Source organism: Fructilactobacillus sp. X8R1C1 (assembly GCF_059900945.1).
The window spans coordinates 36,404-59,582 of record NZ_JBWXVH010000004.1; the positions used below are offsets into that span (position 1 = coordinate 36,404).

Annotated in this window: 20 protein-coding genes; 8 read left to right on the forward strand and 12 right to left on the reverse strand. The window is 42.2% G+C overall.

Annotated features, from left to right (window positions below; all coding sequences use genetic code 11):
• Positions 1–41: 41 nt before the first annotated feature.
• Positions 42–422 (forward strand): hypothetical protein, encoded by a 381-nt coding sequence (locus AC6UD1_RS04585; RefSeq protein ID WP_500707403.1) that lies wholly within the window; start codon positions 42–44, stop codon positions 420–422.
• A gap of 74 nt (positions 423–496) precedes the next feature.
• Here AC6UD1_RS04585 and AC6UD1_RS04590 read toward each other — a convergent pair whose 3' ends face one another.
• The 3 genes from AC6UD1_RS04590 to AC6UD1_RS04600 form a co-directional block, all read right to left on the reverse strand.
• A complete protein-coding gene (locus AC6UD1_RS04590) occupies positions 497–2,083 on the reverse strand; it encodes an L-lactate permease (RefSeq protein ID WP_500695851.1) in 1,587 nt (528 codons plus the stop codon).
• 143 nt (positions 2,084–2,226) lie between these two features.
• Positions 2,227–3,711, reverse strand: a complete 1,485-nt coding sequence (gene yjeM / locus AC6UD1_RS04595; protein ID WP_500707404.1) for a glutamate/gamma-aminobutyrate family transporter YjeM — start codon at positions 3,709–3,711, stop codon at positions 2,227–2,229.
• 92 nt (positions 3,712–3,803) lie between these two features.
• Positions 3,804–5,549, reverse strand: coding sequence for an ABC transporter ATP-binding protein (locus AC6UD1_RS04600; protein WP_500707405.1), 1,746 nt, complete (start codon positions 5,547–5,549; stop codon positions 3,804–3,806).
• A 111-nt stretch (positions 5,550–5,660) separates the two neighbouring features.
• Here AC6UD1_RS04600 and AC6UD1_RS04605 point away from each other — a divergent pair, with 111 nt between their 5' ends.
• Positions 5,661–6,497, forward strand: a complete 837-nt coding sequence (locus tag AC6UD1_RS04605; protein WP_500695847.1) for an aldo/keto reductase — start codon at positions 5,661–5,663, stop codon at positions 6,495–6,497.
• 68 nt (positions 6,498–6,565) lie between these two features.
• On the opposite strand, the gene AC6UD1_RS04610 is transcribed toward AC6UD1_RS04605, so the two are convergent.
• From AC6UD1_RS04610 to AC6UD1_RS04625, 4 genes are all read right to left on the reverse strand, one after another.
• Entirely contained in the window at positions 6,566–7,069 is a 504-nt protein-coding gene (locus AC6UD1_RS04610; protein ID WP_500697001.1) for a TetR/AcrR family transcriptional regulator, read from the reverse strand.
• Between the two features lie 67 nt (positions 7,070–7,136).
• The gene (locus AC6UD1_RS04615; protein ID WP_500697000.1) at positions 7,137–7,490 is read right to left on the reverse strand and encodes a fluoride efflux transporter FluC; all 354 of its coding nucleotides are present in this window, start codon (positions 7,488–7,490) and stop codon (positions 7,137–7,139) included.
• Complete coding sequence (locus tag AC6UD1_RS04620) at positions 7,483–7,869, reverse strand: fluoride efflux transporter FluC (RefSeq protein WP_500696999.1); 387 nt, start codon at positions 7,867–7,869, stop codon at positions 7,483–7,485. The genes AC6UD1_RS04615 and AC6UD1_RS04620 overlap by 8 nt, the downstream gene beginning before the upstream one ends.
• 63 nt (positions 7,870–7,932) lie before the next feature.
• Entirely contained in the window at positions 7,933–8,769 is an 837-nt protein-coding gene (locus AC6UD1_RS04625) for a DegV family protein (RefSeq protein ID WP_500707406.1), read from the reverse strand.
• Between the two features lie 279 nt (positions 8,770–9,048).
• On the opposite strand from AC6UD1_RS04625, the gene AC6UD1_RS04630 reads away from it, so the two are divergent.
• From AC6UD1_RS04630 to AC6UD1_RS04640, 3 genes are all read left to right on the forward strand, one after another.
• Positions 9,049–9,171 carry a hypothetical protein gene (locus AC6UD1_RS04630; RefSeq protein WP_500694107.1) on the forward strand — a complete coding sequence of 41 codons (123 nt, stop codon included), beginning with the start codon at positions 9,049–9,051 and terminating at the stop codon, positions 9,169–9,171.
• Positions 9,172–9,291: 120 nt separating this feature from the next.
• Complete coding sequence (locus AC6UD1_RS04635) at positions 9,292–10,485, forward strand: MDR family MFS transporter (protein ID WP_500707407.1); 1,194 nt, start codon at positions 9,292–9,294, stop codon at positions 10,483–10,485.
• A gap of 11 nt (positions 10,486–10,496) precedes the next feature.
• Complete coding sequence (locus AC6UD1_RS04640) at positions 10,497–12,770, forward strand: ATP-binding cassette domain-containing protein (protein ID WP_500707408.1); 2,274 nt, start codon at positions 10,497–10,499, stop codon at positions 12,768–12,770.
• 45 nt (positions 12,771–12,815) lie between these two features.
• On the opposite strand, the gene AC6UD1_RS04645 is transcribed toward AC6UD1_RS04640, so the two are convergent.
• Positions 12,816–13,577: a hypothetical protein gene (locus AC6UD1_RS04645; RefSeq protein WP_500707409.1), complete on the reverse strand. Its 762-nt coding sequence runs from the start codon at positions 13,575–13,577 to the stop codon at positions 12,816–12,818.
• Between the two features lie 194 nt (positions 13,578–13,771).
• Between AC6UD1_RS04645 and AC6UD1_RS04650 the strand changes: the two genes are divergently transcribed.
• Positions 13,772–14,188, forward strand: a complete 417-nt coding sequence (locus AC6UD1_RS04650; RefSeq protein WP_500694103.1) for a hypothetical protein — start codon at positions 13,772–13,774, stop codon at positions 14,186–14,188.
• Between the two features lie 366 nt (positions 14,189–14,554).
• Positions 14,555–15,733 carry an aminotransferase class I/II-fold pyridoxal phosphate-dependent enzyme gene (locus AC6UD1_RS04655; RefSeq protein WP_500707410.1) on the forward strand — a complete coding sequence of 393 codons (1,179 nt, stop codon included), beginning with the start codon at positions 14,555–14,557 and terminating at the stop codon, positions 15,731–15,733.
• A gap of 73 nt (positions 15,734–15,806) precedes the next feature.
• On the opposite strand, the gene AC6UD1_RS04660 is transcribed toward AC6UD1_RS04655, so the two are convergent.
• From AC6UD1_RS04660 to AC6UD1_RS04675, 4 genes are all read right to left on the reverse strand, one after another.
• Positions 15,807–17,153: an FAD-dependent oxidoreductase gene (locus tag AC6UD1_RS04660; protein ID WP_500707411.1), complete on the reverse strand. Its 1,347-nt coding sequence runs from the start codon at positions 17,151–17,153 to the stop codon at positions 15,807–15,809.
• A 108-nt stretch (positions 17,154–17,261) separates the two neighbouring features.
• Entirely contained in the window at positions 17,262–17,747 is a 486-nt protein-coding gene (gene nrdI, locus AC6UD1_RS04665) for a class Ib ribonucleoside-diphosphate reductase assembly flavoprotein NrdI (protein ID WP_500701307.1), read from the reverse strand.
• Positions 17,748–17,876: 129 nt separating this feature from the next.
• Positions 17,877–20,912, reverse strand: a complete 3,036-nt coding sequence (locus AC6UD1_RS04670; RefSeq protein ID WP_500707412.1) for a YfhO family protein — start codon at positions 20,910–20,912, stop codon at positions 17,877–17,879.
• Between the two features lie 62 nt (positions 20,913–20,974).
• Positions 20,975–22,354 (reverse strand): hemolysin family protein, encoded by a 1,380-nt coding sequence (locus AC6UD1_RS04675; RefSeq protein ID WP_500694099.1) that lies wholly within the window; start codon positions 22,352–22,354, stop codon positions 20,975–20,977.
• 341 nt (positions 22,355–22,695) lie between these two features.
• Between AC6UD1_RS04675 and AC6UD1_RS04680 the strand changes: the two genes are divergently transcribed.
• Positions 22,696–23,118 carry an Hsp20/alpha crystallin family protein gene (locus AC6UD1_RS04680; protein WP_500694098.1) on the forward strand — a complete coding sequence of 141 codons (423 nt, stop codon included), beginning with the start codon at positions 22,696–22,698 and terminating at the stop codon, positions 23,116–23,118.
• Positions 23,119–23,179 lie beyond the last annotated feature (61 nt).

Here is a 23,179-nt window from a genome sequence, read left to right on the forward strand (position 1 = left end):
TTAAATATATGTTAAAATTTATCTAAAGGTAGGTGTTAAATATGAAGAAAAACGCATTTACTAGTCGTATCAGTTTACTGTGGACGGCCATGGCCATGATTTTATTTGGCACTAGTGTGGTTGAAGGCATCCAAGAGATCATCTATGGTTTTCCTATTGGTTTCATTGACTGGATTTTGATTATTTTAAGTGCCCTCTGTATCATTATTTGGGCGGTCACTTTATTTATTAAGAATCCAGCAATGGAGATTGCAGGTGAAATTACTCCAAAGCAACGTATTTGGGGTGGGATTGTGACCCTGATTGTGTTTCTTTTGGTAATAATTGGAATTTCTCATCTTTCCGTCATGTGGACTGATTTAATCCTGATTCTAGGGTTTATTGGCTTTTTACTTAACGAAGTATGGACGTTTAAAGATTAAAATTTTTGATAATTAAATCTGAAAAAAATCCATTCCAATGTTGAATTGGGATGGATTTTTTTGTTTACCTATAATTATTTGAATATGAAGATGGAGATAATGAGAAAAAAGAGATAAGCGGCTGCTGGAATGGCAGTCTTCCGCATTACCGTCCCCTCCTGTCCTTTCAATCCAACTACTCCACTCACTGAAACAATGTTGTAGACACAAATCATGTTCCCAACCGCAGCACCAATGACTTGACCGGCGAGGATGAGAAATTTGTCTAAGCCAGCGTCCACGGCGACATCAGCCTGAATTGATGAAAAAGTCAGGGTGGAGACGGTCGTGCTCCCGGTGACAAATGAGCCAACCGCGCCTAAAATTGGCGCGATTGCTAACCAGACGCCGTGCAGGTGAGTAGCCATAAACGATGCCAAGTAACCGGGCATGCTGTCTAGTTTGGCGCCGTTAAAATTGGTGTTAGTAAAGACCTGGACCATGATTAAAGTCACAATTAAGGTCAGAAGCGTGGTCTTCATTGATTTCACCACGTCCCACGCTTCGTGTGAAAACGAACGAAATGATTCTTCACGAAGCAGAACCGTTAGTAGGGCAACAATCAAGAGGACGGTTCCCGGTGAAGCTAAAAGGAGCCAGCTCGAGTCAATTGCCTTAAAGCCAAGAATGTTGGTTAATGATAGGTTGACGTGGCTGTTTAACCAGTTATGGACCGGTTTGACGAGTTTAGGGATTACCAGTAAAACGACCACGAGGACGTATGGTAACCACGCTCTAATTAGTGAAATGTCGGTTCGGGGCTCTTTGATAGTTACTTTTTCGGACTGCTGCCATGGATTTTTCTTAACATCCCTTGGTAGTAAGATGTTGAACTTAATACTTAAGATGGCAAAAATCAGCGCAATGATTGGGCTGATAACGGATGTTAATTCGTATCCCAGTAATAATTGACTGATAATGGTTGAAGTCGAGTAGATTAACCCAATGGCAAGACACCATGGAGTAACCTGTAAAACTGATTTGAAGCGGTGCTTGGTGTATTGGTTGGGAAGCAAAAAGACCAGCATAACGATGAGGATCAGCGGAACCAGGGTCCCACTGATTAACTCGAGGTTAGCAATCTTTAACCCGACTTTTCCCATCTCAGCCGTACTAACGGTGTTACTTAGACCAACCGTTAGTGGGGTCCCAACGGCTCCAAACGAGGCGGCAGTTGAGTCGGCGACAAGGGCTAAAACGATTGAAGAGAGGGGCTTAAAGCCCAACGCAATTAACAGTGGAGCGGTGACCATGGCTGGAGCACCGAAGCCCGAGACTCCCTCAATTAGGGATCCAAACAGAAAGACAATCAGGATGGCTTGCAGGCGCATGTCGGTGGTTAAATTGGTGAAGCCAGCGTTAATCCGGTCAACTGATCCGGTGTATTCCAGTGCTCTTAGTAATAACAGTGCCCCAAGGAGGATCCAGGCAATCGTCAGACTTTTGTGGACTCCCTGAATGGCTGAAGCTGCCAGAGCTTTCATTGGCATCTTCCAAACCAATAAACTAGCTAAAATAACAAGTATTGCCGTTACACTCATTCCCTTTAAAGCTGGCATGTTTAAAAAGCCCAGCAGAATTATTGGGACTAGTATCGGAAACATTGAAACTAATAATTCCATATAATGTTTTCTCCTCTTAGTGCTTTGCGGTAAACGATGTCTTGTAACTATTATACATGAGTCACCGAGTTCAAGCTAAGGGAGATCGAACAGTTCAAACGTAAAAAGAGACGCCCCTCACCAAAGGGACGCCTCATTTTTGCTTATTTACTTAGATATTTCTTTTCGTAGTGGTGGTACAAAAGATAACCCACAATACCAAACAAGACAGGTCCAACGACCATCCAGATACTGCTTACGTAGTTGCCACTCAAAGCGGGAGCGATAATCGTAAAAATAATGGCAAATCCGACCGTTAACATTACGACACAGACCGCTAATTTGGCGACTAGTGAATTTTTGTAGAAGACAAAGGGCTTCTTGATTTTCTGGTTGGCTTTAAAACCAATGAACGAGAAGGCAATGAACAGGTACGGAATTACCATGGCCACGTTGGTCATCTGAACCAAAATGTTGAAGAAAGCTTTGGCACTTTGTCCTCCAAACGAGATTACGAGGATGAACAAGATGACTAAGAGTCCCTGAATCATCATGGCGTTACCTGGTACGTTGTGTCGATTGATTTTGGTAAAGAACCTCGGCCAAATTTCCTTGGGAGTGCCCTCCACAATCGTCTTGATTGGCGAAATGACGAGTGTGATGAAGGCCCCACTCAGTGCTAGAAAAATGGAAACCCCGACGTAACGACTGACCCACATCCCGATTTGAACGGAGACGCCATGAGGAAAGTTCAGGGCGGTCCCCAGTTGATAACCAAAGTTATTCATGATAACGAAAGGGATGTTGACTAGGTTAATGTTGTGTTTTGAACCCAAGACCTGGTTCCAGTTCGTAAAAGCTCCGACCATGAAAATCCCAATCGAATAGACGACGGAAATGGTGATGGCCGAGATGGTGATTCCTTTAGGAAAAGTCTTTTCGGGAGTCTTGGTTTGATCAACGAGCCCCCCAATGGTTTCTAGTCCACCGTAGGCAAAGATTGCGTATACGATAAATCCGAGGACATTAATTAATGAATCGTATTGCGGATTGGGTGATACTAAGACGGCTTTCCAGGAGAGCGGCTGAAAGGTATGTCCGTTAATTAAAAGGATGATGGCCCCACCAACAATGAGGATCACGTTAGTTAACATTGCCGCAAACCCACCGATGGAAGTGACCTTTTGAATTTGACCGATTCCACGGGTAGCGATGAACGTAATTACGATCATCAAAAGGACGGCTAAAAGGCCGATGGTTTCAACACTTGAAAGTCCAAAGAGGTGAGCATCTGACGTTTTATCAACGCCGAAGATTGCATTTGAAAGTGGGACCCAGATGGCGGAACTGGTGTTGACCATCCAGATGATGGCGGAAGCATACCACATTGAGATTCCCGTGAAGGCGAATTTAGGATTAACTGATTCGCTCATCCAAGTGTAGATGCCACCGTGCTTTTCTGAAAAAGCCGCACCAAACTCCGCAATCATGAACGCGAACGGGATGAAGAAGCAGAGCGCTGCCAGGATGTACCAGATGATTGAGGCATACCCCATTAGGTAGAACGCTCTGGAAATGTTCGCTGATCCGAAGACGGATGTAAAGATCATTAAGACTAACGCAAATAATGATAACTTTTTATTGTCCATCAAATGTAACCTCCAATTTCTTAAATAATTCTTAAAGTATAACAGGAAAATCCTGATTTGTGACACAAAAAAAGAATTCATTGCTGAATTCCTTATTTTTTAAATTGAATTTTAACGTATTCGCGGTACTTGGGCAAAGTCTTGATTAACTCTTCGTGAGTCCCGTGTCCACTGATTTCACCGTGGTCAACAAAGTAAATGTCGTCTGAATCAACGATGGTACTCAATCGGTGAGCAATAATGAGGGTAGTACGACCCTTCATGAGTTGATGAAGCGCCTTTTGAACCATGGCCTCTGATTGTGAATCAAGACTGGCCGTGGCTTCATCTAGCATCAAAATCTTTGGATCCCGCAAAAAGGCCCGAGCGATCGCGAGTCGTTGCCTTTGGCCACCACTGACCTTAATTCCTCGTTCACCAACTTGAGTGGAAAGTCCGTTGGGCATTTCCTTCACAAAGCCCTCCGCGTACGCCAGGCTTAGGACGTGCCAAAGTTGGTCATCGGTGAACTGTTCGTCTAATCCGTAGGTCAAGTTATGGCGAATCGTCCCCGCCATGATGGCTGAATCCTGACTAACCAGTCCGATTTGTTGTCGCCAGTTAGATAGGTTAATGTCTTTGATGTTTTCTTTACCAATCGTAAGGGTGCCAGACGTTGGCTGGTAGTAACGTTCAATCAAACTGAAGATGGTTGATTTCCCACTTCCAGAAGGTCCGACGAAGGCCGTGGTTTGATTGGGCTTAGCGGCAACGTTGACGTTTTTTAAGACCGGTTCGTCGGGGTCATAGGCAAAACTAACGTCATTGAGGCGCAACGTTTTACCACCAATATCATCTGAGAAGCCTGACGCAAAGTCTTCTTCGGGTTCAATGAGGAGTTCTCGGACGTGTTCAGTAGAACCATTGGCCTTCGAGAGGTCGGTGACAAAACGACCCAGCATGCTAACGGGACCAATGATTTGAAACAGGTACATTAGAAAGGCAAACATGGTTCCAATGGTCATGGCGCCAATGGCAACCCGGTGAGCACCATACGCTAAAATGCCGACGATCATGGCCATCATGACCGTGTTCAAGATGGGACCCGCAATGGAATCGTAGACCGATTCTTTGAGGCCGATCCGATACAGATTGTGAATCAAGTTAGAACCAGCCTTGGTTTCGTACGGCTCGGCATTTGATGATTTGACTAAACGAATTTCGTTTAAAGTTTCCTGAGCCTTTCCACTGAAATCTGCCATTTGGTCCTGACGCGATTTCCCAATCTGACTCGACTTGTGAATGATTGGTCGCATCACGGTCATGACGATGGGGATGGCAATGAACATGATTAAGGCCATTCGCCAATCCATGATGAGCATGATGATTAGGGCCCCAATCAGTTGAAAGATCGACGTAATCGTGTTGGGAAATGAAACTGACAGTAAGTCCTTGATCTGGTCCGTGTCACTCACGAGCCGTGAAGTCATTTTTCCGGTCTTCACGCTATCAAAATAGTGAACGTTTAACTTCACCATTTTCTCCCATAGTAGTTCTCGGAGGTTAGCCACTACGTCTTCACCAAAGAACCCCAGGAGCGTTCCTGAGCCCGCGTTAATTAGGGCACTCAAGACAAATAAAATAACCATAGCAAAAATCAGGACTAGACTCACGCCCTTGGCAAAATCGTTTACCATGACCTGGGCAATCTTTGGGACCGTTAGTTGGGCTCCAGTAGCGACTAGACCCAGGATTAGTCCAACCATTAGTTGCCAGTAGTGTGGTTTAGTTTGTCGAATTAAATGAAAGAATCCCCGAAAGTTGAAGGATCCGTTATTTTTTTGGTTTTTCTTTTTCACGTTATCACTCCTTAAATCGTAACTACTATCCTATCACAAATCGACTTGCTTGAAACGAATATTCATTCCGCTTATCCTAATCGTAGAAACACATTGAGAGGAGTTCTCATCATGGAATATGAGTATTATACGTTAAATAACGGAATGCAGGTTCCAAAGATTGGATTTGGGACCTATCTTTTAAAGGGCTTTGAAGGTGCAATGGCGATCACTTCTGCCATTCATAAGGGTTACCGGTTAATCGACACTGCCTATAACTACGAAAACGAAGGGGCCGTTGGTCGTGGAATTGAAAATTCGAACGTGCGCCGTTCTGATTTGCTGGTAACTTCAAAGTTGCCAGGCCGTTACTACGACCGAAAGAGCGCCATTAATGCCATTCAGGAGTCACTTTATCGGGCTGGCCTAGACTACTTTGATATCTACTTGTTGCACTGGCCTAATCCTAAAGAGGGTAACTACGTTGAAGCATGGCAAGCACTGATTGATGCTCAACAGTACGGTTTGATTCGGACGATCGGAGTCTGCAACTTTCTACCAGACTACCTGGACAAGTTAGTTGATGAAACTGGTGTCATGCCGTCAATCAACCAGATTGAACTTCATCCCTACTTTAATCAGGCTGATATGCGTCACTATGATGAAGAACACGGGATTTTAACCGAAGACTGGAGCCCACTTGGTCGTGCCAGTGAGATGTTAAAGAACCCAGTTCTGGTTGACATGGCCGCTAAGTACCATAAAAACGTTGGTCAGTTGATTTTACGCTGGGAGATTCAGTTGGGAACGCTGCCAATTCCTAAGTCAGCTCATCCTGGTAGACAGAGTGGTAACCTGAACGTCTTTGACTTTGAGATTACTCCTGAAGATATGGAAACGATTGATTCGTTAACCAAGCCAGATGGTCGAACTCATAATCAAGATCCAGCCACTTACGAAGAATTTTAGATTAATTAATGCTTGAAATCAATTAATAAAGGAGGCCCACTTCTGGGTCTCCTTTTTGTACGGATTAATTAATAAATAATTTCAAGGACTCTTTGAAGCCGATGGAGTAATTTTTCGGAATCACTGGGAGATTCCATGGCTTCTTTAATCGTCTGGTGGCACAGAACGGTGATGGCCCACCGTTTGGCTGGCAGCTTAATGATTGCCGAATCATCAATGTTTTTCTGATTATGCAGGATGTCCATCTGAATAAATTCAAAGTATTCACTTTCAGCACTATCTTCTAGAAAGGAACGGGCAGCATCAACGTAGTCGCTCGGTTTTAGTTCATCAAGCTTTTTATTTGTGAAAGGTCGATGAATGGTTGATAAAACCAGTCTGCGTGTGTAATCATAGCCGCCCTTTAAGGTAATGAAGTATTTGTAGTAGGCTCCACGTGAGATTTTGGCATCCTTGATGATCCTGGCAACTTGGGCGTCAGCGAAGGGATGAGCGGAGAATTCATTTAAAAGGGCACTGTTGATACGATCCTTTTTTGCCTGGGGGAGATTTACAAAAGTTGACGATGGCATAAAAAATCCTTCCTTCTATGTAATAATTTAATTATACCCACATGTTGACACGGTGTTAACCGCTAATTCACAATAATCGATTGATGAAAAATCCGAAGAGACATGCAAGGATTCCTAACGAATAACTGATCATGGGATAGGTGAGGACCGCTTTGAATTTATGCTCGAACGTAAAGTTGACAATCTCACTGTTGAAGGTGGAAAAAGTGGTAAAACCACCACAAAATCCTGTCCCAATTAAGAAAGCTAGTCCAGATCCCGCGAATGGAATTAACATGCCCAAGATGAAACTGCCCACGGTGTTGACAGTTAGTGTGGCAAGCACACCACGATTGTGTTTTTTGGATAATTGAGTCATGGTGAATCTCATAACAGCGCCTAACCCCGTTCCAACTGCGACTAAAAGGTATGAACTAATCATTAAATTCACTCCTTTCAACTAATTTGGCGGCAAGATTAGCGCCAAACAATGCTAAGGCGAAACCAAGAAAAATGGAAATTACGAGATAGATGACTAAAAAGAGCCATTTAGACATCAGTGCTAACTTGATGGTGTCGGCCATGATACCAGAAAAGGTGGTAAACGAGCCAATGAAGCCCGTGCCGATGACCCGATTGAAGATTTTGGGAAGACGTAACTTTTTAAAACCGTAGTCCGTCCAAATTGGTAGAAGAAAGGTTCCAATTAGATTGATTAGAAGGGTGGCAACCGGGAAAGTGTGATAGTTGATCAGGTTGGTAATTGCTAATCGGCTAATTCCCCCAAGAGCACCAAAAATAAAAATTAACAGAGATTCCATGATTTCCTCTTTTCATAATAAAAGACCGAACATAAATGTCCGATCTTAATTGTTAGGATTAAGTTATGCGAAGATGTAGCCAAATCCACCGGGACCGACGTGGGTCATAACGATGGGACTTGTCAGACGGCAAGTGACGTCGATGTCAGGTCTAGCTTCCTTGATCTTAGCGGCAATTTTCTTTGGGGCCGTTCCGTCGTCAACGTATGAAAGACCAACTTCGGAAATATCCTTATTATTAATGATTTCATCGGTGACCTGATTGGCAATCTTGGTCATTTTCTTGATGCCACGGCACTTGTACTTCAGTTTTAAAGTTCCCTCAGTCAGTTGAATTACGGGCTTTAGTTGAATTAGTGAGGAAATAAAGCCAACCGCCCGGCTAGCACGCCCACCCTTGACCATGTAATCAAAACTGTTGATGAAAACGTAGGTCATAATGGTTGGTACAAAAGCCTTTAAATTGTCCATAATTTCGTTAACAGACTTGCCTTGATCGGCCAATTTTTTGGCACGTATGACAGCAAAAGTAAGACCACTATCAGTGGAATCACTGTCTAAGACCGAGATGTCTCCGCCCACTTGTTTGGCAGCGGTCCTAGCCGTCTCAACCGTTCCGCTTAAAACCTTGGTTAAATGAATGGAGATGATTGAAGCGTCTGGATCTTCTTTTTGAATTTTTTCGTAGGCTTGAATGAATTGACCCAGCGAAGGTTGACTGGTCTTCGGAAATTCTTTGTCGTTTGCAAGATGATCGGAGAATTCTTTTCTGGTAATGTCAACACCATCTTCATAAGTTTTACCATCAATGGTAACCTGAAGTGGTACGATCGTGAGATTATTTTTTTGAATTTCATCTGGGGTTAATTGAGCAGTTGAATCAGTAACAATATGAATCATGTGTTTCTCCCTCCAATTAACGTTTCGTTAATTTGCCTTATGGACCTTAATTATAGTAGAAGGATCGGTTTTTTCCCAGTTAAAATTGGATTTAATTTTAGTAGAGAGTTTGGTTAAGCGTGGGACAGGTAACTTCATCTTTGAAAGTGCGGTTACATAGTGTGAATGGTGTAACCGGTTGGCAATCACATTATAAAAATTATAAATTAGAGAAAGAAGTAGCTTTTTTGTTGCAAACAAGATATAACTATATTAGGGAGAAAAGCAGGGAGTTTCATCATGAAAAATAAAATGAAAATCCTGTTAACCAGTGTTGTTTCGGTGCTGGTAGCAGGTTCGATGGTAGCCGGATTGGTTGCCAAAAAGCGTGATAACGAAAAGAAGCATGCGACAAAAAAGTAAGCATTGCTGATTATTAGGGGGATTTCAACTACGGTTGAGTTTCCCCTTTTATTATGGTCGATCGTGTAAGCGTTGAAATTAAAGAAAAAATTAAAATGAATAATGAAGTGAGGCAAGCAAATGGTAAAAGGAAGAAAAAAAGAATTAAGGTTGAGTACCGTTTTAATCTATTCGTTACTATTAAATACCGGGTCATCCTTTATGTGGCCGTTAACCACGGTCTACATGCATAATTACCTTCATGAATCTCTGACAACGGCCGGCATCGTGCTGTTTGCCATGTCAATGTTCATGATTATTGGGAACTATCTGGGTGGTTATCTTTTCGATCGCTGGTCACCATACAAGACTGCCATCATCAGTGTTCTAATTACGATGACTTCGATTGTGACTTTGATCTTCTTTCACGGCTGGCCCATCTTTGGAATTATGTTACTGCTGTACGGACTGGGTAACGGGTCCAGCATGACGCTCTTAAATTCGTACGCATCGATGATCACCTCTAAAAGTACGCGATACGTTTTTAATTCGTTGTACGTGGGGCTTAATCTGGGGGTCGTTGTCGGAACCGCGTTGGTTGGTTTCTTGATGAAGTACGGGATTTCGATTGTTTTCATCGTGGCAACTGGTTTTTACATTGTGTTGTTACTAATGACGATTTTTGAATTTAACATTAAATTACATCGGCCAGCTCCAACGGCCGTTAAGCGTTCACAAGATGACGACGATGTTTCTGAGAAAAAGAGTCGCGGTTTAAAACTGATTTGGCTAATCTGCATCATGGTTTTTTGTATTTATATGAGTTATACGCTCTGGGAAAGTGTCATGTCGGTCCACATGACTCAACTAGGGATCTCATTTGAAAATTACAGTTTCTTGTGGACGATTAATGGCTTACTGATTGTCTTCATTCAACCGATTATTAATAAAATCGGGTCTCGGTTTAAGATGAGTCGTCAGATTGCCTTTGGGGTAATCATTTTCGCGCTAAGCTTCTTTATGTTAATATTTGCTAGACAGTACGCCGTTTTCGTAATTATCATGGTCATTTTGACCTTTGGTGAAATGAATGGACTGCCGGGAATTCCGGCGTGGATCGATACGTTAGCGGACCCCAGACAAAAGGGGAAGTTTCAGGGACTATTTAATATTTTCATGTCCCTTGGAAGGGCTGTGGGACCGCTCTTTGGTGGTTTAATGGTTGAATTTTTCAATTATCCAGCTCTATTTATCGTATCCGGTGGACTGATTTTATTCGCATTGTTCTGTGTGATGAGCGAATCAAGAAAGTTAAGCAAAACACGTCAAGATTAGTGAGGTAAACCATGGTCGACACTTATTATAAGGATTCAATTGATGTGTCTGATGCACACCAAAATAATTTAAAGCACGTTAACGTCAAGCTCCCTAAACACGAAATCACCGTTTTTGTCGGTGAGTCCGGATCGGGGAAATCGTCGTTAGTATTCGACACGATTGCGGCCATGTCACGTCGTGAACTAAACGAAACGTTTCCCAGTTTTTCACAACAGTATCTCCCAAAGTACGGGCAGCCGCACGTTGGTGACATCAAAAATTTGCCAGTTGCCATTGCAATTGAACAGAAACAACTAACCGGCAACGCCCGGTCGACGCTTGCCACCTATACGGGAATCTACTCGTTATTACGGCTCCTGTTCTCACGGGTTGGAAAGCCGTTTGTGGGATACTCGGAGGTCTTTTCGTTTAACCTGCCGCAGGGGATGTGTCCGTACTGTCAGGGATTAGGTTATGTCGATGAAGTTGATGAGTCAAAGTTAATTGATCCAGAAAAGTCACTTAATGACGGAGCGATTACCTTCGTTAGTTTTGGACCCGGAACCTGGCGTTGGCGAGGATACGGCTACAGCGGTTTGTTTGATAATGACAAGCCAGTTAAAGATTACACTCCTGAAGAGTATGACTTGTTGATGCACGCGCCACAACAAAAACTGTTCAATGCGCCCGCTTACTACAAAACGAGCCAGTACGAGGGGGTGGTTCCCAGAATCAAACGTTCAATCATCAACAGTCGTGAGGGTAAGCACCACAAAGAAGCCATTAGTGAGATTGTGACCCGGGAAGTTTGCCCGGTATGTAAGGGAGCTCGACTTAACCCCAGATCTTTGAGTGTTAAGATTAATGATTTTAACATTAACGACGTTTCTAAGATGGACCTGGTTCAGTTCTTGGACTTTTTGGAGTACATTAAAGATAACCTTGGAGATGAAATCATCCGGGGTTTAGAGTCTAAGATTAAACCTTTAATCGACATTGGATTAGGGTACTTGACCCTCGATCGGACCACCAGCACCTTATCAGGTGGTGAAGTGCAACGTATTAAGATTGCTAAACACCTGACCAATTCATTGTCAGATATTCTGTACGTTTTTGACGAACCAAGTGTGGGTCTTCATCCCCACGACATCGCTTTGATAAAAAAGGCCATGATTAACCTAAAGAAAAAGGGTAATACCATCTTTATCGTTGACCACAACCCAGAGATCATGTCGATTGCCGATCACGTGGTCGAAGTGGGACCAAAATCTGGTGCCGAAGGTGGTAAAATCACCTTTACTGGAAGTTATCCAGAAGTGTTGGACTCTGACACCTTGACCGGAAAATGGTTAAGGGCACCCCATCACTTCGCCAAACCACTTCAACCTAAGGGATTTGTAGACTTGAAGCACGTTCACATGCATAACATTGACGACGTGAGTGTCAAGGTACCAACTGGGATTATGACCGTTTTGTCAGGAGTGGCTGGATCTGGTAAGAGTTCACTAGCGGAGGCCATGAAGGACCATCTAAATGGCAATTACGTTGATCTGACGCAAAAACAAGCCGGCATCAGTATTCGTTCAACTCCCGTGACCTATCTCAACATTTTAAACCCAATTCGAAGACTTTTTGCGAAGGCCAACAACGTTTCGACCCAACTCTTTAGTTACAACGGCAAGGGTGCTTGTCCGCGTTGTAAGGGGAAAGGGATCACAATTACCAACATGGCTTTCATGGATCCGGTCGTTCAGACCTGTGAGTTGTGTCACGGAAAACGCTACAGTCAGGAAGCCTTGGGATACAAGTATCACGGTCAAGACATCGCCGACGTTTTGTCAATGTCGGTTGCTCACGCGGCTGAGTTCTTCAAGGATGTTCCTGAAATCGCTAATCCGTTGAAACAGATGAGCGAAGTCGGATTGGATTATTTAGCGTTAAATCAGGCTTTGACCACGCTATCTGGTGGTGAACTGCAACGACTACGATTAGCCCAGATGCTAGAAGAGAAGGGCAAGATTTACTTTCTTGATGAACCCACGGCCGGTCTCCACATGAATGATACGCAACGATTGCTGAAGTTATTTAAACGAATGGTTGCTGATGGCGATTCTCTTATTATCGTTGAACACAACCTTGATGTAATCAGTCAGGCTGATTGGTTGATTGACATGGGACCTGGAGCAGGAACGTACGGTGGAAACGTCCTGTACAGTGGAATTCCTGAGGGATCGGAAAAAGTTCCCCAATCATTTACCGGAAAAGCCCTTAAAAAGTACATGTTGCCTTATAAAGAAAGATAAACAAAAAGAGATCATCACTGATATCAGTGATGATCTCTTTTTGAATTAGAATCCGATGAAAGACTCAATGTTGGCTTTTATCATATTGATACCATCTTGGATGGTCATGATAATTTGTTGAAGAGCATTATTATCCCGTTCACTAGCATTTTGTTCGATTTCTTGTTTGGCTTTTTCAATGACATCTTGAGTTTTTTGGTTAGCTGCATTACTGCCATTGTTGCCACCATTATCAGCATTATTCTCAGGTTTATTGTTATAATTTTTAACCACCACGGGCGGATTTTGTTTAACCTGTTGCTGGGCACTCTTTCCTGAACGGTATAAGCCAAAGATTCCCAACAAAATGATAATTAGAAAAATAATTACGATCCAGCGGAACCAGTGATGTTTCTTCTTTTTTAGAGCACTTTGGTACTGCGTTTGATTGGGTGCTGTTCTATCAACACCAGGGGAAACCACCTGCGCACTTGGTGCGTACACCAAGTTGTAAGTGAGCGTTCCTCTTGCAAAAGTTCCGTTGATATTCTCGTTCGGATTGACGGCCACAACCCGACCCATGTTTGCCGGATAATCAACGTTTCGTTTAAAGGTGACGTTAGTGAGGTAACTGACGGCATTCTGATCACCACTAAGTCCCTGAACGACGTATCCCTTTAGGTCAGGGACTTCGATTGAAAATGCTTCCCCGGGAGTTTGCGAATATTTTAATGGGTTAGTCAAATTTTGACCGTTTTTATCAACAACGTTAATAACTACGTTTCCGACATTGTGGTCCATTCGACTACCAACTGTTTCATTGTTCATTGATTGAGTGCTCCTTTAATCAGTTTATATGCATTATCTTACCATTATTTCTCAATCTCACAAAAAGAATCCAATCCAATTTCCCGCACCTTAATGGGTGATCAGGTGTCGATTAGTCGCCTCAAATGTGATATCATGATTACTGTAAGTGATAGTCATTAACTATCAGACTGAATATTGAGAGGAAGAATGACATGAGCGAAAAAAAGATTATTGAAAAACTCGATGACATTAAAGATTACGAAGACAAAATGGCTGATTTAGTGTCAGCAATCTTGACCGACCAACCTTGGGAACAAACTGATGAAGTTCGAAACGTTTACTTTTTGGATGTAACTGATTTTGGGAAAGACCTTCAAGACGTTTTGGACCAAATGAACGTTTTGCGTGACCAATACGATGAAACATTACACTCATACTTGGGTGTTCCATTCATCCCTTACGTTCCACTATCAAAATTAACTGATGCCGCTTTTCAAACTTTAGTTGACGTTGACCCAACGGACAACATCACTAAGACTAAGAAGAACAGTGTTTTTGTTGATTCACGTGTTATTGATAGTAAAGATGGTAAGCACATTAGCTTGGACTTACAATTTAACGAACAATAAGATTAAGTGTAAAGAGAGTTGACACCTTGGTGTTAGCTCTCTTTTTTATGGCGTTTTTGAAATAAATATTTTAAAAATGATTGACAGAAAGTGATTTGAGTTGTTTAATTAGTGGCAATTAAAGAAGAGGAGGAATATTCCATGAATAATCATATTGATCATCAAAACGACCTTTATACTTACTTTACTTGGTACAAGTGCGTATCTAAGTAAGGTTGTTTTGAGGGCCTAATTAGATACCGTAAGGATACTAACTAGGCTAATTACAGATTATCGTTGGATATTTCTAATAACGAATGTGTTTTTAATCCCAGTTAGCATCGAATGTTAACTGGGATTTTTTTGTCTATCGAAAGGAGAACTATTATGTCAGCTGATTTAATAAGTAAAATGAACCACGAGATGTTGCAGTTATCACCATCGTCGATTTTAAAATTTAATGATGAGGTGAGTCAGATTCCTGATATTATTCCGTTAACGTTAGGTGAACCAGACTTTAACACCCCTGAACACGTTAAGGACGCGGCAATTAAAAGTATTCAACAAAATGAGAGTCACTACGCTCCTACCAAGGGAACTAAGCGACTTCGGGATGCAGCTGCGCACTTTTTACAAAGTAAATACGATTTAAACTACGACCCGGAGACGGAGATCATTATGACCGCTGGAGCTACCGGTGGAATTTATACGGCATTAACATCGGTTTTAAATCCTGGGGATGAAGTTTTAATTCCAACGCCGATTTTTCCACTCTACTTTCCGATTATTAAACTGAGGGGAGCCACCCCGATTTTTATGGACACTTCTAAAACTGACTTTGTCCTCACTCCAGAACAATTAGAACAAAATTTAAGGGATCATCCCAAAACCAAGGCGATTGTCTTGAACTTTCCCACTAATCCCACTGGCAAAACTTATCATCCTGGCGAACTCCAAAAACTGGCCGATGTGATTAAAAGGCATGATATCTTTGTGATTTCTGACGAAATTTACAGCGAACTGACTTATGACGGTAAACACACCTCAATCGCTAAATATCTTCCCGAACAAACCATTTTATTGAATGGAGTTTCAAAGTCACACGCGATGACCGGTTGGAGAATTGGAATCATGGCAACGCCTAAAGACATCACCAGCCAACTTGAAAAAATCGATCAATTTACGATCACTTCGACCACCACAAATGCGCAAGCTGCGGCCGCAGAAGCACTCGGAAACGGAATGAATGATACGGATGCCATGAAAAAGGAGTATAGAAAACGACGTGATTTTGTTTACGAAAAATTGAGTGCAATGGGCTTTAAGATGGCCAATCCCGATGGGGCTTTTTACATTTTCGCTAAAATCCCAGCTGGCTTAATTCAAAATAGTATGGACTTTAGTTATGACTTAGCCCGTAAAGCCAAGGTAGCCGTCATTCCCGGAAGTTCATTTGGCCCAGGCGGCGAGGGATACGTTCGCATTAGTTATGCTACTTCAATGGAAAATTTAAAAGAAGCCATGGACCGAATTAGTCAGTATGTCGAAAAAGAAAGAGAAAAATAATTGCGACACCAAAGCCCTTAACTACTTACGATAGTTAAGGGCTCTTTTGCGGTGTATTTTATTTTACTTACAATTACTTGTTTTGGGCTTCTTTTTCCTGAGCCGCTTGCCCCAAGATGTTGAGGTAGTTAAACGGACGGTCAAAGTTTGGTTGAAACAGCATGTCAACCATAGCCAGGTCGTCAATGGTGTTTTCGTTTTGAATGGCAACCGAAAGCACGTTAGCGGATTGTGAGATGTCGTAAAGACTGGTCAATGCGCCACCCAAGATTTTGCGGGTGTCTGGGCTGTAAACCAGTGACATTAGAACAGGAGTCGTGGTGGGCATGAATTCAGGACGATAGTTATCTTCAACAATTACTTGATGAGCGTTAATGCCCTGAGCCTTAGCGGCACTCATGGTTAAGCCGGTTGAGGCTAGGTTTCTGTCGTACAACTTCAGACCAGATGAGGATTGCGTCCCCATGTATTTTTCTGTGTCGTTTTCGATGTTCTTTCCAACCAAAATTCCTTGACGAACCGCATTGGTGGCAAGCGGAATGTAGGCGTTTTTGTGGGTTGGATTGTAGTGAACGGCGGCACTGTCACCAGCGGCGAAGATGTCCTTGTTAGAAGCATGCATGTAATCATCGGTGATGATTGCACCGTTTTCAAGCATGTCAACTTGACCCTTGAGTAGACTCGTGTTGGGTTTGAAACCAATGCACAAAATAGCTAGGTCAGCCGTAAATTCGTCACTGCTGGTCTTAATTGAGACCGTGTCACCGTTATCAGTGAACTTTTGCACCATTTGGTTTCCTTCGAATTTAACCCCATGGTCCTTGTAGTCTTTTTCGACGATGTCAGTAAACTTAGGGTCATAGTATTTACTTAAAACCCGGTCAACGCCATCAATCAAAGTGACCTCATGGCCAGTCTTGGAATAGGCTTCAGCTAGTTCGGCCCCGATGTATCCAGCCCCGATGACAGCGATCCGTTTAGCGTCCTTGGCGTCATCGAAAAGCACTTGAGCGTCGGTCCAGTTCTTACAAAGCTTGACGTGATCGCTATGAACGCCCTCGATTGGAGGGACAACCGGAAGGGAACCACTGGTCATTACGAGCTTGTCGTAATGTTCGGTCTTACTTTCACCGGATTCTAAATCCTTAACGGTGATTTCCTTGTTATTTGAGTCGATGTTAGTGACTTCGTGCTTCATTTGCACGTCGGCGCCAAGTCCCTTTAATTCCCTTGGATCAGAATAGAACAGGCCTTTTGGATCTTTAACTTCGCCACCTAAATAAAGGGCGATTCCACATGATAGAAATGAGATATTGTCATTTTTTTCATAGACAGTTAAGTCATAATCGGGATGCTCTTTTAAGATTTGTTTAACCGCAAAAGTTCCCGCGTGGGTACAACCAACAACAATAATTTTCATGATGCAACTTACCTCCTAGTGTGAAACAATATTCATGAATTATAGGTTATCCTACCAGATAAAATTGTGAAATGCTAATCAATACACTCATAAAATGGTTCTTATTTATTATTTTTTGAAAGCGACTTCATTACTATACTCTCTGGCTCTTTCACACATGGTTTGATAAATGCGAACGACATCACGATCGGTGCCCCTTAATTCGTATTCTGCAATTTCAGGGACGTTAAAACGTTCCGCATATCTTCTGGCTGTGAGACAAAATTGGACGTTAAAATTGCGATTACCACTGCCGACGATTCCCATGCAGTAGTCGGCGTTATGGTTGTAAGCAACGTATTCGCCCATGGTGTTGGTCATGAGTTCTTTGACCCCGTTATCGATTCCATTTCCACCGTCAAGGTAGGTCGGCACGAAAACAAAGTACGGTGATGTTTCGTCAGCAAAGTCACTTTGATCTGAGATTTCGGTTGGTTCAATTAGTGGGTTACTAGCATCTTTTTGGTGCTCGGTTTCCGCGTAGTCCTCTAAATTTTGCACGAAGTTGCGGGTGTTACCGGCAATTGAGATGTATAAAATGCGAATGGGTTTGATGATTACTACCTCCTTAAATATGAAAAATAGTCACTATTAGTGTAACCTCTAACAAGTTTAAATGCACAGAATCTTAGAAGTCAAAGCAGCCAAAAAACGCACGGAATTAGTTATCCGTACGTTTTTAATTTAATTTCGTTTCTTTACGATCCAGATGACGATCCCACTGATAGCGAGGATTAAAATTCCGAAGGCGCTCGCAATTGCTCCTAATAGCAGTCCGGGAGTTTGGTATTTCAGTTCAATCTGGTGTTTCCCAGCCTGAATGGGTGCTCCGACAAATCCTGTGTTGACCCGGGTAGTTGGTACCTGTTTGCCGTCGACGAAGAGTTTCCATCCCGTTGAATAGGGAATGGAAGTGGTTAAGACGGACTTCTTCGGGTTATTACTGATTCCTTTGACTTCGTTCTTTTTAACCTGAAGGTTTTGGAGACGGTTACGTTGAAGTTTTTGAATCCGTTGTTCATACGAATTGCCAAACGGAACGGCAATAATCTTGGCGTGTTTAAAATTAATCTGGTGGACACCATCAAACGTCAATTTAATTTGATTGCGGCGTTTGGTGGAATACCCTAGGTTAATCAAAGCGTTTTTCTTTTGCGTGTAGTTTGAGAGATTGTCGCGTCCATACTGTGAGTAACCGTTCTTCATTCCTTTCGTTGCAGCATTAAGGGAGTACTGACCGACAAACGGAGTGTGAAGGTTCTTTCGTTTCTCGTTTAGTTTCATCATCTTCGTGTACGGTTGATTTTTGATAGCGTGCTGTCTTTTGGTCATGCTTTCCTTTGAAGCCGACGAGTAATCGTGACTCTGAATACCCTCTAATTGTAAGTAAATTTCGGCATTTTTGGTGCGGTTAGGTTGCTTAATCTTAAGGAAATATGGGACTGATTTACCAAGCGCATCCTTAGTTACCACGTGGAGACCGTCTTGATTTTGCTTCTTGGTGTCATTTTCTAATTTGACGTTTTCGGAAAGGATCTTTAAGGCGGTCTTCTGAGACGTGTGATTAATGGTTGGTTCGTTGTACTCAACGCTCTTAGAATTGTTAGTGAATGCCGTTAATTTATCGTAGTTATCAAGGGTCTTTTCGTAGTCCGGTTGCACTTCATAACTAAGTTGCTTCTGATTATGTTTCAACTTGGCTGATTTGATGCCCTTAATTGGCGAATCAACGTGGACCCCACTGATCATTGCTTGTTCACGTGCGGTTGGGGATAGTTTTTGGTACTGCCGGTTTGAGATCGTTTGATCCTGGGTGTAAGCAATTGGAAGTGCGTTCTTGTTTTTTAAAACGTAGGTTCCATCGGGGTCCTTTTGGTTCACGAGCGGGTTATCAGACGCAAACAGGAGCGGCTTTTTGTCCTTACCCTTGACCATCTTGAAGCCAAAGGGTTGTGATTTGTTTTGTTGGCCCGTGCGAATAAAGAGGTACTTGACGCCCATTAAATTATCGAGAGTGGTGCGGTAGTCATTTTGAGCGACCGGAGCGTTAAAGGTCCGTTGGTTATTTTGAACGGAATTTTCAAGTTGGCCAATGGCCCCATTTTCCACCGTCAGATATGATGAAATGTCGCGGGTCGAAAATAACATCGGGATGTTGGTATTGATGTTAGAGTAGTTCGATAAGTTGACGTCATTTCGACCAGCATAGTGGTATCGATTACCAAGTGAGGTCCGATATCCACCTAACCGTGGTTCAACGTACTGATCGGCTCCGTCGTAGAAATTATTGATGAAGTTAGTGGCAACGTGTTTATTAAGCATGCCCTTTGAAAAGCCGGCAACGTTGGGACTATAGTAGCCAACGCCAAGTGAGATGAGGTTTACGATCAAAACGGCGGTCACACTTCCGATGGTTGTCACTGGCTTTAAATGGAATAGCTGACTACATAGGATGACGCCCATTAAAATCAGCAGGAGGACGATTTCGCCGTAGTCATGCGCACTTAACTTCATGATGAATCCACGAGAAGCCCAAATAAGCACAATGAGGGTGATAATTGCGAAAATCATGACTTCCACGTCACGCTTAGTTAACGTGGTGAGATGATCTGAAAGAATTGTGGCAGCCATCCCAATTGGAAGTAAGCCCAAACACATCCACCGGTTTGATGGGGTCGATATGGCGTTAAAGACCGCTCCAAAAGCCGGAATCAGGGCACCAATGAAAACCACCAACAGGCCGATGTTTAGGTAAAGGTATTTCTTGAAGTGAGTCATCGTGTAAACAATGCCCAAAAATCCGAGTCCACTAATCCCAACAATGAGCCAGAAGCTAATGGTCAGGTAGCCATTTCCGATAATTTTACTTGGAATGGAAAGGTAATAGTAGAGAGGATAGAAAAGATAGCCGTTTGCAAAGGTCGATGTGGTCCTCGTGGAACTCAGGGCAAATATGAGGGTCGGAACGAAAATGACGGCACTAATCAAGATTCCCGCTAGAATGGCCGCAACCATTTTGACCAGTGAGCTCACAAAATGAAAGTCAGGGTTTTTACGAAGGCTGAAATACCTAATGACGACGTAGATAATACTGCCAAGTCCAATGATGTAGGCAAAGTAAAAGTTACTTAAAAAAGTTAAGGAAACGGCCAGCATCAGTGGAATGAAGGAATGGTTAGAAATGATGCGTTCGACGCCGTAGCAAATCAGTGGGAAGAAAATCATCGGTAGAATAAAAAAGGGATGGTGCATCCCCGAATAAAGGGCGTAACCCGCAAACGTGTAAGTTAAAGTTCCGAGTACGACACTGTATTTTTTAAAATGAAATTGTTTGATGAATAGTAAAAAGGCCAATCCAGCAACGTACAGGCGCAGGATTACCAGGAGCCCATATCCCAGTTCCAGTAAGTGGTCTGGGAATAAAACGATCAGGTAGTTGAAGAGATCACCGACTACGTAGTACGAAAAACTGGTTAACTGATCAGCACCGAGGCCAATGTTAAACGACCAGTTGGTAAAGCCGTGACTGGGATGGGCAAGAAATTCAGTTAGCATGTGTTTAAAGTTTACGAGGATGGGGTAGTGTTGGGCAATTCCGTCCATTCCCCAGATTAGTGAGTTACCGGTTAAGTAAAACGTCCAGATGTAGGCCATGATAATAATCAGAAAAATTAGACTGTAAAAAAGCCAATCCGGACATTTTTTTAAAACTGTTTTCATTGTTTCTATTACCCCTATGTATTAGTAAAGCCGAGGGACAGCCTCGGCTTTATTGATATTAGTTATTTGTCTTTTTGGTCGTCATCTGCGTCTGATTCATCATCAGTTGGTTCCAGTTTATTGACCTCTAGCCAGTTAATGAACGAGTTCTTGTAGTCAAGAACCTTAAACTGAAAGCCATCAATTGTAACAACGTCACCCACTTTAATGTGAGGATTTTGTTCGATGATGAAACCAGCAATTGTGACGATGTCAGAGTCGTCAAAAGCAGGCATCTCAACGTCGAAGTACTTTTCAAAGTCATACGTGTTTAATTTTCCGTTCACCTGGAAAGTGCCATTTGGCTGTTTAAAGATGTATTCGTTAACCTGTGGGTCAATCTCGTCTCGAACGGTTCCAAACAACTCTTCGTAGATATCCTTATCGGTAATTAAACCAGACGTTCCACCGTATTCATCGATTACGACAACAATTGGTTGATGCATCTTAATCATTTGTTGAAGTACCATCGTAATGGGGGTGGTTTCGGGGGTCGTACTAATCTTTCGGATTAGTTTTCCGACCTTAACGTTTGAATCGACCTGCGACTGTCTAACCAAATCGTAACTGTAAACGTACCCCAGGATATTATCCTTATCGTTGTCTTTGACAACGGGAATTCGACTGAATTTCTTTTGAATGTAGACGTTAATAGCATCTTGGACCGTATCGTTGATGTCAATTGTTACTAGCTGGGTCCGGTCAATCATGATGTCCCTGGCCACTTTGTCGTTTAATTCAAACGAACGCTGCATGTACAAGTAGTCGTTTCGCTCTAGATCACCATTTTTAACGGCATCCTTTGAAAGACTCAAAATTTCTGATTGTGAGAAGGCCTCGTCGTTTTCGTTTGCCACGGGGATTCCCAGTAACTTAACTACGCCAGTTGCTGACACATTTAGTAACCACACAAATGGATAGAATAAAATGTGAAAGAAGTGAAGCGGACCAGCAATCACGCTTAAAACTTTTAGTGGCATGTCAATACTAATATTTTTAGGTACAATTTCGGTAAATACCACTTCTAAATAGGTAAGTAAAAGTACCCCAACAATCGCACCAACACTGTGAGCGGTAGCAGGATTAACACTGAAATCCTTTAATTCCATGATGGAAACCAGGATTTCAATCACGAATGATTCACCAATCCAACCAAGAATGATTCCTGCAAGTGAAACACCTACTTGGGTTGTCGAAAGATACTCATTAAGGTTGGTTACCATTTTCATTTCACGATTAACTTTTTTCTTCTTTTTGTCACTGATATCTTCATCATCCAGTTTTTCTTGGAGGGCACTTGGCCTTGATTGGACCAGTGAGAACTCACACGCGACAAAGAATGCAGCAAAGAAGAACGTTATTAAAATAATTATTAGATCAAGTATTATCTGACCGGTATTCAAATTTCATTCCTCATTTCAAAATTTTAAACAATAAATATATTATAACGTACTTATCCATTTTTTTAAGTATTTAAGATGAGCGGCATAATTAATTGATTTTATCATAAAGCCGCTTGAATGGAAGCAATTTATTAAAATAAATTCCTTATTATGATTATGTTACGAAAAATTTTTGATTTTACGGTTTCGAGGAAAAATTAACGGTTAATACGAAAGTTATTTTGTAAGTAGCACTTTTTACCCCAATTATGAGCTAATTTCTTGTGTGAAAGGGACGATCCATCCTAGTATAGAGGGTGCTAAGAGATTAGCAAATAAAATAATAAAAAGGGGTTTTAGTTATGGCAAACGATTTAAGAAAAGCTAGTTATGATCCAATGGATGACTTTTTTGGCGACTTTGGCAAGAGTTTATTAAACTCAGTTGCTGGAAGCAACAGAATGAAAACTGATGTTTTAGACCAAGGCGATGACTACGTCGTAAAGGCAGAATTGCCTGGCTTTAGAAAAAATGATATTGACATCAGTTATGATAACGATACCCTATCAATTCATGCTGTTCATGACATTGACAAGGAAAACAAGGGTGACAATGGTCGGATCTTAAGTAGAGAACGTTCATCAAGTGACGTTAACCGTTCGTTTTACATCCCTGATGTTGATGAGACCAAGATTTCAGCTGATTACGATGGCGGTGTTTTAACCATTACTTTACCAAAATCACAAGATGATGAAACCCAAAACCATCACGTTGAAATCGACTAATTTAATTTAGAATAAGTGTTAAGAGATGATCCGGTTGGACCATCTCTTTTTTTAACTATTT

Bases quoted from the DNA above. Each gene is read 5' to 3' on its own strand.
- AC6UD1_RS04585 (WP_500707403.1), top strand. From the start codon at position 42: ATGAAGAAAAACGCATTTACTAGTCGTATCAGTTTACTGTGGACGGCC.
- AC6UD1_RS04590 (WP_500695851.1), bottom strand. From the start codon at position 2,083: ATGGAATTATTAGTTTCAATGTTTCCGATACTAGTCCCAATAATTCTG.
- yjeM (WP_500707404.1), bottom strand. From the start codon at position 3,711: ATGGACAATAAAAAGTTATCATTATTTGCGTTAGTCTTAATGATCTTT.
- AC6UD1_RS04605 (WP_500695847.1), top strand. From the start codon at position 5,661: ATGGAATATGAGTATTATACGTTAAATAACGGAATGCAGGTTCCAAAG.
- AC6UD1_RS04610 (WP_500697001.1), bottom strand. From the start codon at position 7,069: ATGCCATCGTCAACTTTTGTAAATCTCCCCCAGGCAAAAAAGGATCGT.
- AC6UD1_RS04615 (WP_500697000.1), bottom strand. From the start codon at position 7,490: ATGATTAGTTCATACCTTTTAGTCGCAGTTGGAACGGGGTTAGGCGCT.
- AC6UD1_RS04620 (WP_500696999.1), bottom strand. From the start codon at position 7,869: ATGGAATCTCTGTTAATTTTTATTTTTGGTGCTCTTGGGGGAATTAGC.
- AC6UD1_RS04625 (WP_500707406.1), bottom strand. From the start codon at position 8,769: ATGATTCATATTGTTACTGATTCAACTGCTCAATTAACCCCAGATGAA.
- AC6UD1_RS04630 (WP_500694107.1), top strand. From the start codon at position 9,049: ATGAAAAATAAAATGAAAATCCTGTTAACCAGTGTTGTTTCGGTGCTG.
- AC6UD1_RS04635 (WP_500707407.1), top strand. From the start codon at position 9,292: ATGGTAAAAGGAAGAAAAAAAGAATTAAGGTTGAGTACCGTTTTAATC.
- AC6UD1_RS04640 (WP_500707408.1), top strand. From the start codon at position 10,497: ATGGTCGACACTTATTATAAGGATTCAATTGATGTGTCTGATGCACAC.
- AC6UD1_RS04645 (WP_500707409.1), bottom strand. From the start codon at position 13,577: ATGAACAATGAAACAGTTGGTAGTCGAATGGACCACAATGTCGGAAAC.
- AC6UD1_RS04650 (WP_500694103.1), top strand. From the start codon at position 13,772: ATGAGCGAAAAAAAGATTATTGAAAAACTCGATGACATTAAAGATTAC.
- AC6UD1_RS04655 (WP_500707410.1), top strand. From the start codon at position 14,555: ATGTCAGCTGATTTAATAAGTAAAATGAACCACGAGATGTTGCAGTTA.
- AC6UD1_RS04660 (WP_500707411.1), bottom strand. From the start codon at position 17,153: ATGAAAATTATTGTTGTTGGTTGTACCCACGCGGGAACTTTTGCGGTT.
- AC6UD1_RS04670 (WP_500707412.1), bottom strand. From the start codon at position 20,912: ATGAAAACAGTTTTAAAAAAATGTCCGGATTGGCTTTTTTACAGTCTA.
- AC6UD1_RS04680 (WP_500694098.1), top strand. From the start codon at position 22,696: ATGGCAAACGATTTAAGAAAAGCTAGTTATGATCCAATGGATGACTTT.